Origin of the sequence: Actinoplanes sp. NPDC020271, assembly GCF_044388125.1 — a bacterium.
Taxonomy (GTDB): domain Bacteria; phylum Actinomycetota; class Actinomycetes; order Mycobacteriales; family Micromonosporaceae; genus Actinoplanes.
Map to the genome: position 1 here is coordinate 90121 of NZ_JBIRWQ010000033.1, position 17042 is coordinate 107162.

Consider the following 17042-nt stretch of genomic DNA (forward strand, 5'->3'; position numbering starts at 1 on the left):
GATGCGCGTCACGCGGGGATGTCGCGACGCCGCAGGGCGGTCAGTCCCGCCGCGCCGATCAAGAGCGCAATCAAGATCAACACAATTTCCGGTACGGCCGAGAAGCTCGCCGCCGGCAACTGCGGCACGTGCGTGAAGGGCGACACGTCCATCGCCCACTGCGGAAACTCCAGCAGTGGCCCGACCAGCAGGATCAGCAGACTCAAGGCCACCGTCGCCCACGCCACCGCGGCGAACCGTGGCAACGCCCCGACCAGCAGCACGGCCACCGCGCCCAGCACCCAGACCGCCGGCAGTTGCGCCATCGCGGCCCCCAGCACGGGCCCTGAGTCGCCGAAGGTCATGCCGGCCAGCGCGCCCTGCGCGGCCATCGCCACGGCCGGGCCGAGCAGCACGAAGAGCAGGTGGCTCGCGGCCCACGAGGTACGCCCGACGGCAGTTCCGAGAATCAACTCGGCGTGCCCGTTCTGCTCCTCGTCGCGCATCCGGAGCGCCGCCTGGATCGCGTAGAGCGAGATGATCAACGCGCAGGTCCCGGTCGTCGACGCGAAGTAGGCGTCGGTGATCGACCCGGAACCGCCGATCTTGCTGAACGTGTCGGCCACGCTGCTGCTGGTCTCGGCGAGCTGCACCACGCTCGTGCCGACCCCGCCGAAGACGACACCGAGCGCGGCGAACCCGGCGGTCCAGCCGAGCAGCAACCCCCGGTGCAGCCGCCAGGCCAGGCCGAGCGGCGAGGAGAGACCGGCACCGGCATGCGCCGGGCCCAGTCGTGGGGCGATCAGGCCGGCACCCAGGTCCCGACGGGTGAGCAGGGCAACGGCCGCGACCACGCACACCGCCGTGCCCAGCAGCGCGACGATCGCGGGGGCCCAGTCGTCCGCGCCGTACGGGATGATCTTCTGCACCCAGCCGAGCGGCGACAACCAGGCCAGCCAGGCGAAACGCCCGTCCCCGATCGCCGAGATGTCCCCGCCCATCCGGAGCACGAAGGAGACCCCGAGCACCAGCACCGCGGTCATCCGGGCGCCCCGGGCGCTGCTGGTCAGCTGGGCGGCGATCGCGCCGACCCCGGCGAAGAGCCAGGCGCTGAGCGTGAACAGCACGCCGAAGGCGACCGAACCCTCCCGCGGCTCGCCGGCCCCGATCATCGAACCGGTCACCAGCAGGCCGATCACCAGGCCGCTGAGCAGGGTGACGAGCAGCGCGGCGGCCAGCTGCGCCCAGCGACCGACGACCGTGGCCAGGATCAGGTCGCTGCGCCCGGCCTCCTCCTCGGCCCGGGTGTGCCGGATGACGGTGAGCAGCGCGGCCAGGCCGATCATCACCGGGACGAAACCGGCCCGCCAGACGACCAGCTCGCCCAGGCTGTCGCCGGAGAGCGGCCCGTAGAGCCCGGCGAAACCCGCGTTCGCCGCGCTGACGTGCGCATACTCCAGTCGCTCGACGTCGGTGGTGAACAATTTCTGGAAGCCCGCGAGGTAGACCTGCGGCAGCAGGCCCAGCAGGAGCACCCAGATCGGCAGGATCACCCGGTCCCGCCGCAGGATCAGCCGCACCAGCCGGCCGGTGCCGGTCATCGCGGACTCCCCGCCTCGGTGCGGGCGTAGTGCCGCAGGAACAGCTCCTCCAGCGACGGCGGCTGGCTGACCAGGCTGCGCACCCCGGCCGCGACCAGCGACTGCAGCGCCGGCTCGAGCGCCTCGGCGTCCACGTCGAACGCCACCCGCCCGTCCGCGCTGGTCAGGTCGTGCACCCCGGCGATGCCGGCCAGGCCGTTGACCGGGCCGGTCAGCTCGGCGCGGATCGTGGTCCGGGTCAGGTGCCGCAGGTCGTCGAGCGTGCCGGTCTCCACCGAGCGCCCGTCCCGGATGATCGTCAGCCGGTCGCAGAGCGCCTCGACCTCGGCGAGGATGTGGCTGGAGAGCAGCACGGTCCGGTCGCCGCGGGCCTTCTCCTGCAGGATGACCTCGCGGAACACCTCCTCCATCAGCGGGTCCAGCCCGGAGGTCGGCTCGTCCAGCATCAGCAGCTCGACGTCGGAGGCGAGGGCGGCGATCAGCGCGACCTTCTGACGATTTCCCTTCGAGTACGTACGGCCCTTCTTCCGTGGATCCAGCTCGAACCGCTCGATCAGGTCGTCGCGGCGGCGCGGATCGAGGCCGCCCCGCAACCGTCCGAGCAGGTCGATCACCTCGCCACCGGTGAGGTTGGGCCAGAACGTGACGTCGCCGGGCACGTACGCCAATCGCCTGTGCAGTTTTGTCGCGTCGGCCCAGGGGTCGCCGCCGAGCAGGCGCACCCGGCCGCCGTCGTTGCGCATCAGCCCGAGCAGGATGCGGATCGTGGTGGTCTTGCCGGCGCCGTTGGGGCCGAGGAAGCCGTGCACCTCCCCGGTCCGGACCGTCAGGTCGAGCCCGTCGAGGGCCGTGACCTTCCCGAATCGCTTGATGAGACCCTCGGCATCAATTGCCGGCGTGCCGTCACCTCCGCTTCGCTCCGGCGCCGGGCCGCCTGTCGTGACGGAGCTAGCCGATTCGCTCGCAAGCTCGCTCATGTGCTCTCCCCTTCGTGGAGTGCGAGCCGATCCAGCGCCTTCATGGCCTGGTCGGCCTGTTCCGGGGTGAGCAGCGGCTGCCGGAAGATCTCCACCGCGGCACGGTTCATCCGCAACCAGCCGGGCATGACGCGCACATCCTCGCCGAGCACGGCGGAAAGCTGCTCGTGCATGAGGAACATGCCCATCTTCATGGCGGCGATCACGGCGACGAACGCCTGCGGGTCGGCACTGTCGATGCCGGTTTTCTCCAGCCAGAACCCACCGTGGCCGATCGATCGGGCGAACAGTTTCGCTCCGGTCGGCGAGCCGTCCATCAGCGATCGCACCAGATAGCGCTGGAGGATCATCGTGTCCGGCGGGAGCGCCCCGATCAGCTGGGTCTCGGCGAACCGGATCTGCAGCTCGGCGACGCGGCTGGTGGCCCACTCGTCGCAGGCGTCACGCAGCCCCTCCTTCGACCCGAAGTGGTGCCGGAGCAGACCGGAGGAGACCCCGGCGGCCTGCGCGATGTCCCGGATCGTCGCGCCGGCGACGCCCTTCTCGGCGAAGAGCTCGATGGCGGCGTCACGGATCCGGGCTCGCGCGGTCAGGTCGCTGTCACTACTCACATGTGTAGACTACTGCACAAGCGTGTAGCCACAATACCCGTCAATCTCCGCCGTTGATGCTCGCCTCGGTCACCGCGCCACTGGTCAGCTTCCAGCGCTGGAGCAGTTCGCCGTAGGTACCGGTGCTGATCAGTCGCGTCAGCGCCGCCTGCAGCGCGTCCCGCAGCGCGGTGTTCTCCTTGGCCACCGCGAGGCCGTAGAGCCCGGGCTCGTACTGCTGGTCCGAGGCGAGCTGGTAGTACGCGTCGGTCAGCGAGTCGCTCACCAGCGCGACCGCCGGCGGGTAGTCGAGCAGCAACGCCACCGTCCGCCCGGTCCGCAACCGCAGCAGCGCGTCCGCACCGGTCCGGCCGACGTCCAGGATCATCGGCCGGTCACCGCATGTCGCCTGGTCCCGCCGGAGCATGTCCTCCTGGACGGTGCCGTCCTCGACCGCCACCCTCTGCCCGCACAGGCCGGCCAGCCCGGTGATCCGCTGCGGGTTCCCGCGCTGTACCAGGACCGCCGAGCCGGTGCTGAAGTAGTTGACGAAGTCGGCCCTCTCCTCCCGGTCGGCGGTGTCGGTCATCGACGAGAGCGCGCCGTCGTAGGTCCCCTTGCCGACCTCGTCCAGCGCCGTGGCGAAGTCCCCGAACACCATCTCGACCCGGATGCCGAGGACCGCCCCGAGCGCCGCGGCCAGGTCCGGTTCGAAACCGATGATGGTCCGCCCGTCCGCCGCGAAGTACTCCATCGGCGCGTAACTGGCGTCGGTCACCAGCCGCACGAAACCGCGGTCCCGGGCGCTCTGCGGCAGCATCGCGCGCAGGCTCTCGTCGGCGGTCACCGCGCCGGTCAGGTCAAGGCCGGCGCTCGCGGTGGACTCGGCCGCCGACCCGGCGCAGCCGCCGGCCGCCAGCACGGCCAGCACGCCGGCGACGGTCACGACACGACGGAAGACGTTCATCGGGCGATCCTCTCGGTGATCGGTTCGGCGATCGGCTCGACGGTGACCTGCGGCCACGGCACCGGGCGGCCGTACAGGTAGCCCTGCGCCTCGTCGCACCCGGCGTCGACGAGCCAGCGGTGGATCTCCACGGTCTCCACGCCCTCGGCGGTGACCCGGCTGCCCAGCCCGTGCGCCAGCTCGATCACCGAGCGGACGATCGCCTGGCTCTGCGGGTCGCCGTCGACGTCGGCGACGAACGCCCGGTCGATCTTGATCTCGCTGATCGGCAGCCCGCGCAGGTGCGACAGGCTGGTGTAGCCGGTGCCGAAGTCGTCGACCGAGATGCCCACGCCCAGCGCGCCCAGCTCCTTGACCACCCGGACCGCGGTGGCGGCGTCACCGGCCAGGGCCGTCTCGGTGACCTCCAGGATCAGCCGGTCCGGCCGGGTGCCGGTCTCGGCCAGCAGCGCCGCGACGTAACCGACGAAACCGGGCGCGTCCAGGTTGCGGGCCGACACGTTGACCGAAAGCGTCCAGTCCTGACCGGTCGCCGTCCAGCCGGCCTGATCGGCCAGCGCGCGGCGCAGCACCCACTCGGTGAGCGGCGCGATCAGCCCGGAATGCTCGGCCGCCGGCAGGAACTCGCCGGGCGGCAGCAGTCCGCGCTCCGGGTGCTGCCAGCGGACCAGCGCCTCCACGCCGCTGATCCCGGCGCCCGGCAGCCCGACCTTCGGCTGGTACCGGAGCACCAGCTCGTCGCGCTCCAGGGCGTGCCGCAGCTCGGCCTGGATCTTCAGCCACTGGTGCGGGTGCCCGGCCGTCCCGCCGGTGAACACCACGATGTCCTCGGTGCCACGTTTGCCCTGGTACATCGCGGCATCGGCACGTAGTTTGAGCGTCTGCAGATCGAGACCGTGCTCGGGGTAGAGCGCGATGCCGAAGCTCGCCTCCATGCTCAGCGGCACTCCGTCGAGCACCAGTTCCTCGGCGACCGCCGCGCGGACCCGTTCCAGCACCGCCACCGCCTGCACGGCGTCGCGCCCGGGCAGCAGCATCGCGAACTCGTCGCCGCCGAAGCGGGCCAGCATGTCGCCCTCGTCCAGGCCGTCCCGCATCCGGGCCGACACCACCCGCAGCAGTTCGTCGCCGGCGTGGTGGCCGAGAGTGTCGTTGACCTCCTTGAACCGGTTGAGGTCGAGCAGCACCACGGCGCCGTGCCCGCCGTCGCGGCCGGCCGTCGCGAGCACCGCCTCGGCCCGGTTGCGGTACTCGGCGCGGTTCGGCAGCCCGGTCAGCATGTCGTGGGTGGCGTTGTACTCCTGGCGGGCCGCGTACCGGCTCAGCGACCGGGTCGTCCACCACGCCAGCAACGCCAGCACCAGGTAGAGCGCGGCCAGCCCGAGGGCGATCCGCTCGGTCACGCCGTTGAGCTGCTCGCGCATCTGCGCGGCGATCTCCTGGAACGGCAGGTACAGCTCGAGCACCCCGAGCGCCTGCCCGGAGGCGCCGGCCACCAGCGGCTGCACCACCCGGATCACCTCGTGCCCGGAACTGCCGATGACCTTGACCCGGGACGCGCCGGTCGTCGCGGCCCGGAAGTCCGGATCCGATACCGGCAGCCCGCCACCGGTCGAGCCGTCGTCGGAGAAGACCACCTGGCCGGCGAACCCGCGCACCCGCAGCCGCAGCACCGAGCCGTGGTAGACGGCCAGCCCGGTCGCCCGGCGCAGACCTTCGAGCTGGCTGGTGGTCAGCCCGTCCTCCAGGTTCGCGCCGTCCAGCGACGGAGCGACCGCCATCTCGGCGATCACCCGGGCCTGGGCCAGCCCCTGGCGACGACCCTGCTCGGACGCGTCCCGGCGATAGCCCTGCCACATCACCGTGCCCAGCACCATCACCGGCACCAGGCTGGCGGCAGCATAGGTCGCGAACAGACGCCGGCTGGTCCGAGCGCCTGTCCGCCGACGAGACCGGCGCAACCCCATGCGGGACTGATCGACGCCCGGCGGTACGGGCTGAGAGTTTCACCGCATCCCCGGCACAGGCCACACCGTTTGACCCGGCATGCGTATCTCACCTCGGCTGCGGTTCGCCCTGACCGTGGTCATCGCGGCCGTGAGCGTGCTGAGCTGTTCCCCCGCCCACGCCTCGGCCGGTTCGTCGGCGCACGGCGACCTGCCGGCGTTCAACGGCTCGGTCCATGCCGTCGCGTTCCGGGACGACACGGTCTACGTCGGCGGGGACTTCACGGCGGCGATCACGCACGGGCACCGGGTCGCCCGGTCCCGGCTGGCCGCCTTCGACGCCGGCACCGGTGAGCTGCTGGACTGGAAGCCGACCGCCGACCGGACGGTACGCGCCCTCGCCGTCAGCGGCGACGCAGTCTTCGCGGCCGGCGACTTCAGCACCGTCTCCGGCCAGGAGCGGGACGCGGTGGCCGAGGTCGACGGCGACACCGGCGAGGTGGGCCAGTTCGAGCACGAGGTGCAGGGCACTCCCCGCGCGCTGGCCGTCACGCACGGCCGCCTCTACGCCGCCGGGGACTTCACCGAGGTGGACGGCGAGACCCGTTCCCGGCTGGCCGCTTTCACGATCGACGACGGCGATCTCGACCCGGACTGGACGCCGACCGCCGACGCGCCGGTGTACGCGCTGGCCACCGCGGGTGACCGCATCTACCTGGGCGGAAGCTTCCACCGTACGAACAACGTCCGCTCCACCCGTCGCCTGACCGCGGTCGACGCCGGCAGCGGCGAACTGGACCGAACCTTCCTCCCGAACCCGGCCGCGGCCGTCTACGCGGTGGCCGCCGACACCACCGGCGTCTACGCGGGCCTGGGTGGTCTCGGTGGCCACGCCCAGTCGTGGACCACCGACGGAGAGCTGCGCTGGTCACACACGTTCGACGGGGACGTCCAGGCGGTCGGCGCGCTGGACGGCACGGCGTACGTCGGTGGGCACTTCGACCGCGCCTGCACCAGCGCCGACATCGACAGCTTCGGCGACTGCGCCGACGACTCCCAGTCCCGGATCAAGCTCGCCGCGATCGACGCCGACGGCGACCTGACCGACTGGGCCCCCCAGGCCAACGGCATCCACGGCGTCCGTGCGATCACGGTCAGCCGCGCCCTGGGCGTGATCGCGGTCGGCGGCGACTTCACCATGATCGGCGGCGCCCCCCACCACCGCATCGCCACCTTCGACTGACACAGCCTGTGGATAACTCCCCTCAGCCTGTGGATAGAGCTGTGGACGGCGGCGGGGCGGCGCCGGTCATGATGGCTACGGCGTCCGACATCGAGTGCGACGACGGGTTGATCACCGCAATCCGCCGGCCCAGCCGCTGAATGTGGATCCGGTCCGCCACCTCGAACACGTGCGGCATGTTGTGACTGATCAGGATCACCGGCAACCCCCGGTCCCGGACGTCGCGGATCAGCTGCAGCACCCGGTTGCCCTCCTTCACGCCGAGCGCCGCGGTCGGTTCGTCGAGGATCACCACCTTGCTGCCGAACGCCGCGGCCCGTGCCACCGCGACGGCCTGCCGCTGTCCACCGGAGAGCGACTCGACGGCCTGCCCGATGTTCTGCAGGGTGGCGACGCCGAGCTCGCTCATGTGCCGGGCGGCCTCGTCCCGCATGTGCTTGCGGTCCAGCATCCGGAAGATCGATCCCAGCGGGCCGGGCCGACGTTCCTCCCGGCCGAGGAACAGGTTGTCGGCGATGTCCAGGCCGGGCGCGACGGCGAGGGTCTGGTAGACGGTCTCGATCCCGGCCGCACGGGCCTCCATCGGATTGCGGAACTGCACCGGGACGCCGTCGAGCCGGATCTCGCCGCTGTCCGGGATCAGGGCGCCGGACAGGGCCTTGATCAGGCTCGACTTGCCGGCACCGTTGTCGCCGATCACGGCGAGGATCTCGCCCGGCAGCAGTTCGAGGTCGCTGCCGTCGATCGCGACCACCCGCCCGTACCGCTTGACAAGCCCTTTTGCCTCTAGAACCGGCTGGGTCACGACTTGACCTTCCTGATCCACTGGTCCAGCGAGACCGCGATCAACACCAGCAGGCCGATCGCGAAGCCCTGCCAGACCACCTCGACGCCGGCCAACTGCAGCCCGTTGCGGAAGACGCCGACGATCAGCGCGCCGATCAGCGTCCCGATCACCCCACCGCGTCCGCCGAAGAGGCTGGTCCCGCCGAGCACCACGGCGGTGATCGAGTCCAGGTTGTACTCCGTGCCGACGTTCGGGCTGGCCGAGGCGAGCCGTCCGATCAGGATCCAGCCGCCGATCGCGTAGAGCAGCCCGGCCACCGTGTAGACCGAGAACAACACCCGACTCGTCCGGATCCCGGCCAGTCGCGCCGCCTCCGCGTCGTCCCCGGTGGCGTAGACGTGGCGCCCCCACGCGGTCCGGCCCAGGGCGTAATAGAAGAACCCGAAGAGCAAGAGCATCAAGATTGAGCCGTACGTCAACTGGAAGCTCCCGATCGACATGGCGTCCCCGGTCCACGTCATCAGGTGCGGCATGTCCGATCCACGTACCGTCTCGCTGTTGCTGACCACGGAGTTCAGTGAGAAGAAGATGGTCAGCGTGCCGAGCGTGACGATGAACGGCGGCAGCTTGATCTTCGTGACGAGCACTCCGTTGATCGCGCCCATCGCCGTCCCGCAGGCCAGCCCGAGCAGCAGTGCGAGCACCGCGGGCAGCCCGGCCTTGACGCAGAACTGCGCCATCAGCACCGAGGAGAAGACCGCGATCGCACCGGCCGACAGGTCGATCCCAGCGGTCAGGATGATCAGCGTCTGCCCGAGCGCGAGCGTGGCGATCACGGTCACCTGGACGAGCACCAGCGACAGGTTGGCCGCGGCGAAGAAGCGGGTGTTGACGATCGAGAAGGCGACGATCGCCAGGATCAGCACGGCCAGCGGCCCGAGGACCGGGTTGCCGTGCAGGGTGTGCTGCAGTCGCAGGCCGAAAGAGTCGTGTCGTCGTACGTCGAAATCGGTCGCCGTCGTGGCCATGCCTTACCCCCAGCAGTTCTGCTTGCCCCACGCGGAGTCCTTCGCCTCCACGCCGGCCTGCGGGTCGTCGGTGATCAGCTGGACGCCGGTGTCGACGAAATCCTTGCCGGCGGTGTTCTGCGGTTTCGTGCCGTTCTTGGCGTACTCGGCGATCGCCTCGACACCGAGCTCGGCCATCTTGATCGGAAACTGCATCGAGGTGGCCCCGATGACCCCGTTCGCCACGTTGTCCACGCCCGGGCACCCGCCGTCGATCGAGACGATCGTGACGTCCTTGTCTCGCCCTGCCGCTTTCAACGCCTGGTAGGCGCCGGCCGCCGCGGGCTCGTTGATCGTGTAGACCAGGTTGATCGACGGATCCTTCTGGAGCAGGTTCTCCATCGCGGTGCGCCCGCCCTCCTCGTTGCCGTCGGTGACGTCGTGCCCGGCGATGCGCGGGTCGTTCTCGTCGCCGATGCGGTTGGGGTCGCCGTTCGGGATCCCGAACCCCTCGAGGAAGCCCTGGTCCCGCTTCACGTCCACGGACACCTGGTTCGGGTTGAGGTCGAGCATCGCGATCCTGGCCTGTTTGCCGTCCTTGGCGAACTTCACCTTCGCCCACTCGCCGATCAGCTTTCCGGCCTGGTAGTTGTCGGTGGCGAAGGTGGCGTCGGCGGCGTCCGGCGGATCCACGGGCGTGTCGAGCGCGATCACCAGCATGCCGGCTTTGTGGGCGCGGTCCAGCGACGGCACGATCGCCTTCGAGTCGTTCGGCGTGATCAGGAAACCCTTGGCGCCGAACGAGATGAGGTTCTCGATCGCCTGGACCTGGGCCTCGTTGTCGCCGTCCACTTTGCCGGCGAACGTCTGCAGGTCGATGCCCTGTTCCTCGGCGGCCTTCTGCGCGCCGTGCTTCATCGTCACGAAGAACGGATTGGTGTCGGTCTTGGTGATCAGTCCGGCCACCGGCTCACCGTTGCCCCGCGTACAGGCGGAGCCGGCCAGCACCAGCGTCATGCAGCTCGCGACCGCTGTCAGCCTGCGCATGCCGCCTCCGCCACATCGAGGGACGCCGTTGTCTTGGAGTAGACGCCTCCAACTTCACCCATGTCAACACAAGGTTTCGCAATGATCACGGCACGCAACCGACCACATTGGCCCGAAAGGGGGAGGCCATAACGACAAGATCATCAATACGATCAGCCGCACATCGGGAAATCACGGGGAGATTTCGTTGCGCCGGCACATCGGGGCGCGCACGGGGACGAAATTGCGGTGGACCGGGCTGCTCGCAGCCGGGATCGCTGTGCTGTGCGCTGCCATATTCATTTCGGTTCCGCTGACGAGAGCCGAGGCCGAACCGGTCTTCGTGCCGTCGCCGGTCGTCCGGGCCCTGCCCGTGAGGGTCACCGAAGACCCCGTCGTCAAGAATCTGTGCGACAAGCCGGGCGACGAGAGGGTCCCCGACGGCCGGCCGATCCAGGTCACCCTGCCGCCTGCGCCGTCCATGACCGTCGGCGAGATCACCGGTGAGACCTGGCGACGGCCACCGGTCACCGACCCCGCCTGGCTGCTCAACTTCCAGGGTTTGCGCTGGGTGGCCCCGCTGGCCTATCGCGCCGGCCAGGACGGGCAGTTCACCTCGCTCACCGCGCTGATCCGGCAGGCCGTGACCTTCCACATCACGAATCCGGACCCGGGCGACAACTCGGCCGGTTGGGACGAGGGCACCGCGCTGCGCCGCCTGCAGACGGAGAACTGCCTCTATGCGCTCACCCACTCGGCGGCGCTGATCCCGGGCATGACCGCTGACGTCGCCGTCCTGACCGGGAAGCGCTACGCCGGACCGCCCCGGTTGCCGGTTCACAACCACGGCCTGATGGCGAACATCCACATGATCAACGCCGGCAAGATCCTGAAGAAGCCCGAGTGGGTCAGCTTCGCGGCCGACCGGATCGTGGCCGAGGCCCCGAAAGCCTTCTCGGCGAAGGGCGTCACGTTCGAACAGTCGTCGTCGTATCAGAACGTCAACGTGTCCCTCTGGCGCACCGCCGGGGACATCCTGACCGAGCTACCGGGGTACGCCGATCAGGGTGCGCAGATCCAGCAGAGGGCCCGGAACGCGGATCGCGTCTGGAAGTACCTGACCGAGCCGGACGGCAAGATCGTGCAGGTCGGTGACTCCGATCTGCTCAAGGGCCGGCCGGGGCGCCCGAAGGACCCCCAGGTGCTCCGGGACGACGAGACCGGCTGGGTGATCGGCCGCACCAGCTGGACCGATCCGGACGCGACCTTCTACACCGTTCGTTACGGGCCGGACCGCCGGGCGCACGGCCAGGAGGACCGGGCCGGTGGCCTCACCTGGTCGGCCGCGGGCACGCGAGTGCTGGTCGGGCTCGGCCGCTACGGCTACGACACCACGGATCCGCTCTGCAACTACCGCCGCGAGCCGTCCAGCCAGAACGTCGCCTCGCCGCCGGACCCGCACATCAAGGGCGGCCGCACCAGCACGATCGACACCGAGTTCGGCAAGACCCGGCACAACCTCGCGGTGACCGACGACGTGTACGGCCCGCTGCACCGCCGCCGGATCATGGTCGACCAGAAGCGCCCGGCCCTGGCCGTGACCGACGCGTTCGGCGACGTGCCGGAGTGGTCGCAGAACTGGCACCTCGACCCGGCCTGGAAGCTGGTCTCCGGCAAGGTCGGCGACGCCAACCTGACGTTCCGGCACCCGTCCGGCCGCATCCTGACGGTCAGCACCAGCGGGCGAGTGTCCGGCATCTGGATCGGTGACAAGAGCCTGCCGTACGGCTGGGTCTTCCCGGAGGCCGGCAAGAAGATCGCCGCCTACCAGCTCAGCGTGAAGTCTCCGGACGGCGCACCGGTCGCCACCACCTTCCGGGTCACCTGACACGCCGGCGGCGTGGGACCGGGCCTGGTCCCACGCCGCCGGTGCCGCCCTGCTTACGGGAAGCTGACCAGGTACGACGGCACGGTCGCCGTCCCCTGGGCCGCCGCCCCGGTGTTGTTGACGACGTGGTCGATCACGCCGTTGCCACCGAGCGACACGGTGAGCAGGTCGTGCAGCTTGACGCCGGAGTTCACCGGCACCTCGAAACCGTTGTTGGAGTGGATGCTCGGGTCCACGTTGAAGTAGCAGTAGCTGCCCAGGCCCCACGCCTCGTGGCTGGTCACCGAGTCGGCCACCTTGTACGCGGCGTACCCGTTGGCCCCACTGCGCCACGCGGACTGCGACGGCGGGTCGTACGGCTGCTCGTTCTGCAGGAAGTACGTGCGGCCGCCGTTGCCGTTCCAGATCACCTCGTACTTCTGGTAGTGCTCGACGAACAGGCCGTACGCGGTCACGTTCTGACCGTTCACGATCAGTCCGCTGTCGGCCGTGTTGACGGTCCAGCCGTACGTGCCGGCGTTGCCGTGGTCGGCCCGCCACGCCCAGATGTGGTCGATGATCGTGTTGTTGCTGTTCACCAGCAGGCTGTTGGTGGCCTTGCCGGCGATGGAGCCGCCGATCCGGAAGAACACGTCCTGGATCGTGGTCGGGTTCGCGGCGTGGTTGGCCGACGCCCCGGTCGGGCCGATGACCAGCAGGTTCGCCGAGTTGGTGGTGCCCGCGTCGAAGAGCAGGCCGGCGATTTTGATGCCGTCCACGTCGGCGGTCTGCAGCGGCGTGACGCCGTTGTCCGGGATGATCGTCGCGTAGCCGAGGCCCATGACCACGGTGTTCGCCCGGGTCACGTTGATCGTCTGGTTCACGTGGTAGACGCCCGGCTGGAAGATCAGGTTGAGGCCCTGGGCAAGCGCCTGGTTGATCGTCGCCGCGCTGTCACCGGGCTTGGCCACGTAGAACTGGCTCAGCGGGATGCTGGTGCCAGGCGTGTTGCCGTTCGCCCAGCTCACACCGGACGAGTTGGTCGACAGGTTCGGCACGAAGACCGCGTAGTCGCTGCCGTTGAGGTACAGGTACGGCTTCTCCCGGATCACCGGGGTCTGCCCGATCGTGGTGTACGGCGGGTTCGGGAAGCTGTTCGCCGGGGCACCCTGCACACCCACGAACGTCTGGTTCCAGACCGCGTTGGTGTTGGAGCCGATCTGGCTGTTCCGGGTGAACCACTGCTGCTGCGAGTACTGGCCCTCGGAGCCACTGATCCGCGAGTCGGCGATGTAGCCGCCGGACGCCCAGCCGTAGCCGTTCGGCGCGAGGTTCAGGTCGCCGTGCACGTCCATCCGGCGGAACGGCGCGGCCTGCGACACGGCCCAGCGGTCGGCGCCGGAGACCGGGTAGAGCGAGATGTTCTCGACCGACCGCCAGAAGTTCTGGGTCGCGTTGCCCTGGAACCAGCCGGCGTCGACCGTGATGTCGCCGTTGATCCGCACGTCCTGCGGGTTCTGACCGAGACCGATCACCGAGGTGTTGAACCCGACCTGGATGTTCAGGCCGTTGTAGGTGCCCGGCTTGAACGCGATCAGGTTGCGCTGGGTGCCGAACTGGTTCGTCTCCTGCTGCTTGAAGATCGCGTCGGCCGTGGCCTGGATCGACGCGCTCGACATGCTCGGGTCGAAGACGGTCACGTTCGCGCCGAGGCTGCCCCCACCCGGGATGGTGGTGGTCGTCCCGCCGCCGTAGACCTTGAACTCGTAGAGCGAGTAGCCGTAGGCGGTGGTGCGCTGAGTGCCGTACATCCGGACGTACCGGCCCGAGCCGGTGACGGTCAGGCTCTGGTTGCCGCCGGCCGACGTCGTGGTCGAGTAGATCGACGTCCACGTGGAGGCGTTGTCCGAGACCTGGATCTGGAACGCCTTCGCGGCCGCGGTCTCCCAGTTCAGCTCGACCCGGGAGATCGTGCTGGTGCTGCCCAGGTCGACCTGCAGCCACTGCGGGTCGGAGAAGGCGGACGACCAGCGCGTGCCGAGATTGCCGTCGACGGCCTCCGAGGCGAGGTAGGCGCCGGCCGCCTCGGTGGAGGACGCGGTGGCGGGCTTGCCCTGGGACAGCAGCGACTCGGCGGCGGACGCGCCGGAGATGGTGACGGCGGCGTAACCGGCGACGACTGCGGCCGTGAGGCCGACTATCGCGCTGCTCCGCCAGCGGGAGCGTCTCATGGGGGTCTCCTAGGGGGAGGACGGGAGGGGGAACCAGGACTGGGAGAGCGCTCACCCGGTGCCACGACGCTAAGAGTCGTTACCAATCGATGTCCAGGATGTTGCGAGGTTCCGGTACCGGTACCGGGTGACCCTCGATTCACCCCGCACGCGCCGCCGTCCGCGACATAAGCGCAGCTCAATGCGTTCTTAACAATCGTCATGACGTGTTTCACGAACGTCGATAACAGCTCTTCCGAAACCGGTTCCGCCGAGCCTTGCGAAAACACTTATATAGTACGAATGTGGATGTTCATCCCAGTCGATGGTCTCGCTCCCACCGGAACAACGGTCGGCGGGTCCCCGCCACACCTCCCGGTCACGCGGTCGGCAAGCGGCAGGATGAACCCATGCGACTGACCTTGATCAGCGACACCCACGTGCCGAAGCGCGCCCGCGATCTACCGGCCGAGGTCTGGTCCGCCATCGACGAGGCCGACGTCGTCCTGCACGCCGGCGACTGGGTGGACGTGAGCCTGCTCGACCGAATCGAGGAACGCGCGACTCGCCTGGCCGGCTGCTACGGCAACAACGACTTCGGTGACCTACGTAAACGCCTCCCCGAGATCGCCCGGGTCGAGCTGGAAGGTGTGCGCTTCGCGATCGTCCACGAGACCGGCTCCGCCGACGGGCGCGACAAACGGTGCTCCGCACGTTTCCCCGACGTGGACGTCCTGGTCTTCGGCCACTCCCACATCCCGTGGGACACCACCGCCGAGACCGGACTGCGGCTGCTCAACCCGGGATCACCGACCGACCGGCGCCGCCAGCCCTACGCCACCTACATGACCGCCGAGGTCACCGCCGGCCGGCTGACCGAGGTCACCCTCCACCGCCTCTCATCCCGCGGATGACCCCAGCCGGCCCGGATGGGCATCAGCAGTCCTTCGAGAGGACCGAAACAACCCTGGGAGCCGGCCGGGCGGGGCGAGCGCCGCAGCGACCGCGCGCCGCAGCGGCTTCGCAACGGACAGCGGAGTGCCGCGGTCTTCAGCCCACAGCAAACCGCCCCCGAGGATGACTCCCACGGGGGCGGTTGCGCGTGACGGGGATCAGCCGAGGCTGACCGACGGGTAGAGCGGGAACGGCGCGAGCAGCTCCGACGCCTGCTTCGAGATCCGGTCCGACAGCCCCGCGTCCAGCGTGAACTTCGCCTTCGACGACGGATCGGGAGTGGTGCCGGCGAGCACCGTGTGGATCAGCTCGGCGATCTGGTCCATCTCCGCGGCGCCGAGGCCACGACTGGTCAGGGCCGGGGTGCCGACCCGGATGCCGGACGTGTACCAGGCACCGTTCGGGTCGGAGGGGATCGCGTTGCGGTTGGTGACGATGCCACTGTCCAGCAGCGCCTGCTCGGCCTGACGACCGGTCAGCCCGAACGGGTGCACGTCGAGCAGCACCAGGTGGTTGTCGGTGCCACCGGAAACCAGCTGCACCCCACGCTTGAGCAGACCCTCGGCCAGCGCCTGGCTGTTGGTGACGATCTGCTGCGCGTACGTCGCGAACTCCGGCCGGCGCGCCTCCGCGAACGCGATCGCCTTCGCCGCCATCACGTGCGGCAGCGGGCCACCGAGCACCATCGGGCAGCCGCGGTCGACCTGCGACGACAGCTCCGGCTGGCAGAACACGGCGCCACCACGCGGGCCACGCAGGCTCTTGTGCGTGGTGGTGGTGACGATGTGCGCGTGCGGGATCGGGTTGTAGTCCCCGGTGAAGACCCCACCGGCGACCAGACCCGCGAAGTGCGCCATGTCGACCATGAAGGTCGCGCCCACCTCATCGGCAATCTCGCGCATCTTCGCGAAATTGACCTTCCGCGGGTACGCCGAGTAGCCGCCCACGATCACCGCAGGCTTGAACTCCTTGGCCGACTCCAGCAGCGCCTTGTAGTCGATCTGCCCGGTGGCCGGGTCCACCCCGTACGACCGCTGGTCGAACATCTTTCCGGAGATGTTCGGCCGGAAACCGTGGGTGAGGTGACCGCCCGCGTCCAGCGACATGCCGAGCAGCCGCTGGTTGCCGAACGCCTGCCGCAGCTCGGCCCACTCGGCGTCGGTCAGGTCGTTGATCTGCCGCTTCTCGAACTTCTTCAGATACGGCACCTCGACGCGGTCGGCGAGGATGGCCCAGTAGGCGACCAGGTTCGCGTCGATGCCGGAGTGCGGCTGCACATACGCATACGGCGCGCCGAACAGCGCCTTCGCGTGCTCGACGGCGACCGACTCGACGGTGTCCACGTTCTGGCAGCCGGCGTAGAAGCGGCGCCCGATGGTGCCCTCAGCATACTTGTCAGAGAGCCAGTTACCCATGGCGAGCAGGACGGCCGGCGACGCGTAGTTCTCGCTGGCGATCAGCTTCAGCGACTCCCGCTGGTCCGTCAGCTCCTTCGTGATCGCGTCGGCGATGCGTGGCTCGACGGACCGGACCACCTCGAGGGCGGAACGGAAAGCTACGGATTCAGCATTCAGCTCAACAGAGTTAGCTTCAGACATGGGACCTCCCTATCACGTAGTGAAGAGGCCCAGGCGCACGGCATGTCGTCGTCTCGACGAGGCCGCTCCCCGATGGTCAACCATCCGAACGCGCCAGTCACGGCCCGCCGCCCAGCATACCGACCTCGGACGCGACGGTCACACTCGTTGCCGGCCTCAGGGGCCACCGTCACTCGATTGGCCCCGAATTTCAGACAAAAAGAAACGCCCACCCGTTACCCGGGTGGGCGTTTCTCGAAGTTGAGTCCGGCGGCGTCCTACTCTCCCACACCCTCCCGAGTGCAGTACCA

General features: G+C 69.3%; 13 protein-coding genes and 1 riboswitch. Of the genes, 3 read left to right on the forward strand and 10 right to left on the reverse strand.

What is annotated here, in order from left to right; genetic code table 11:
* Positions 1–8: 8 nt before the first annotated feature.
* Genes ACH442_RS42235 through ACH442_RS42255 form a run of 5 tightly spaced genes read right to left on the reverse strand, consistent with a single transcriptional unit; the run spans position 9 to position 5991 of the window.
* Positions 9–1580 (reverse strand): ABC transporter permease, encoded by a 1572-nt coding sequence (locus ACH442_RS42235; RefSeq protein WP_396343781.1) that lies wholly within the window; start codon positions 1578–1580, stop codon positions 9–11.
* Positions 1577–2557, reverse strand: a complete 981-nt coding sequence (locus tag ACH442_RS42240; RefSeq protein WP_396343782.1) for an ATP-binding cassette domain-containing protein — start codon at positions 2555–2557, stop codon at positions 1577–1579. Before ACH442_RS42240 ends, ACH442_RS42235 begins: the two co-directional genes overlap by 4 nt.
* Complete coding sequence (locus ACH442_RS42245) at positions 2554–3168, reverse strand: TetR family transcriptional regulator (protein ID WP_396343783.1); 615 nt, start codon at positions 3166–3168, stop codon at positions 2554–2556. The genes ACH442_RS42240 and ACH442_RS42245 overlap by 4 nt, the downstream gene beginning before the upstream one ends.
* Before the next feature lie 40 nt (positions 3169–3208).
* On the reverse strand, positions 3209–4114 hold the full coding sequence (locus ACH442_RS42250) for an ABC transporter substrate-binding protein (RefSeq protein WP_396343784.1): 906 nt from the start codon (positions 4112–4114) through the stop codon (positions 3209–3211).
* A complete protein-coding gene (locus tag ACH442_RS42255) occupies positions 4111–5991 on the reverse strand; it encodes a putative bifunctional diguanylate cyclase/phosphodiesterase (RefSeq protein WP_396343793.1) in 1881 nt (626 codons plus the stop codon). Before ACH442_RS42255 ends, ACH442_RS42250 begins: the two co-directional genes overlap by 4 nt.
* A 169-nt stretch (positions 5992–6160) precedes the next feature.
* On the opposite strand from ACH442_RS42255, the gene ACH442_RS42260 reads away from it, so the two are divergent.
* Positions 6161–7303 carry a hypothetical protein gene (locus tag ACH442_RS42260; protein WP_396343785.1) on the forward strand — a complete coding sequence of 381 codons (1143 nt, stop codon included), beginning with the start codon at positions 6161–6163 and terminating at the stop codon, positions 7301–7303.
* 22 nt (positions 7304–7325) lie between these two features.
* On the opposite strand, the gene ACH442_RS42265 is transcribed toward ACH442_RS42260, so the two are convergent.
* The 3 genes from ACH442_RS42265 to ACH442_RS42275 are packed head-to-tail and all read right to left on the reverse strand — an operon-like array spanning position 7326 to position 10144.
* Positions 7326–8108, reverse strand: coding sequence for an ATP-binding cassette domain-containing protein (locus ACH442_RS42265; RefSeq protein WP_396343786.1), 783 nt, complete (start codon positions 8106–8108; stop codon positions 7326–7328).
* Complete coding sequence (locus tag ACH442_RS42270) at positions 8105–9118, reverse strand: ABC transporter permease (protein ID WP_396343787.1); 1014 nt, start codon at positions 9116–9118, stop codon at positions 8105–8107. The genes ACH442_RS42265 and ACH442_RS42270 overlap by 4 nt, the downstream gene beginning before the upstream one ends.
* 3 nt (positions 9119–9121) lie before the next feature.
* On the reverse strand, positions 9122–10144 hold the full coding sequence (locus ACH442_RS42275) for a sugar ABC transporter substrate-binding protein (RefSeq protein WP_396343788.1): 1023 nt from the start codon (positions 10142–10144) through the stop codon (positions 9122–9124).
* 352 nt (positions 10145–10496) lie between these two features.
* Here ACH442_RS42275 and ACH442_RS42280 point away from each other — a divergent pair, with 352 nt between their 5' ends.
* Positions 10497–12011 carry a hypothetical protein gene (locus ACH442_RS42280; protein ID WP_396343789.1) on the forward strand — a complete coding sequence of 505 codons (1515 nt, stop codon included), beginning with the start codon at positions 10497–10499 and terminating at the stop codon, positions 12009–12011.
* A 53-nt stretch (positions 12012–12064) separates the two neighbouring features.
* Here ACH442_RS42280 and ACH442_RS42285 read toward each other — a convergent pair whose 3' ends face one another.
* Positions 12065–14221, reverse strand: a complete 2157-nt coding sequence (locus ACH442_RS42285) for a discoidin domain-containing protein (RefSeq protein ID WP_396343790.1) — start codon at positions 14219–14221, stop codon at positions 12065–12067.
* A gap of 389 nt (positions 14222–14610) precedes the next feature.
* Between ACH442_RS42285 and ACH442_RS42290 the strand changes: the two genes are divergently transcribed.
* Entirely contained in the window at positions 14611–15114 is a 504-nt protein-coding gene (locus ACH442_RS42290) for a metallophosphoesterase family protein (RefSeq protein WP_396343791.1), read from the forward strand.
* A 198-nt stretch (positions 15115–15312) separates the two neighbouring features.
* On the opposite strand, the gene ACH442_RS42295 is transcribed toward ACH442_RS42290, so the two are convergent.
* Positions 15313–16752, reverse strand: coding sequence for a glycine hydroxymethyltransferase (locus tag ACH442_RS42295; protein ID WP_396343792.1), 1440 nt, complete (start codon positions 16750–16752; stop codon positions 15313–15315).
* A gap of 20 nt (positions 16753–16772) precedes the next feature.
* Positions 16773–16863: riboswitch (ZMP/ZTP riboswitch) on the reverse strand.
* Positions 16864–17042: the final 179 nt, after the last annotated feature.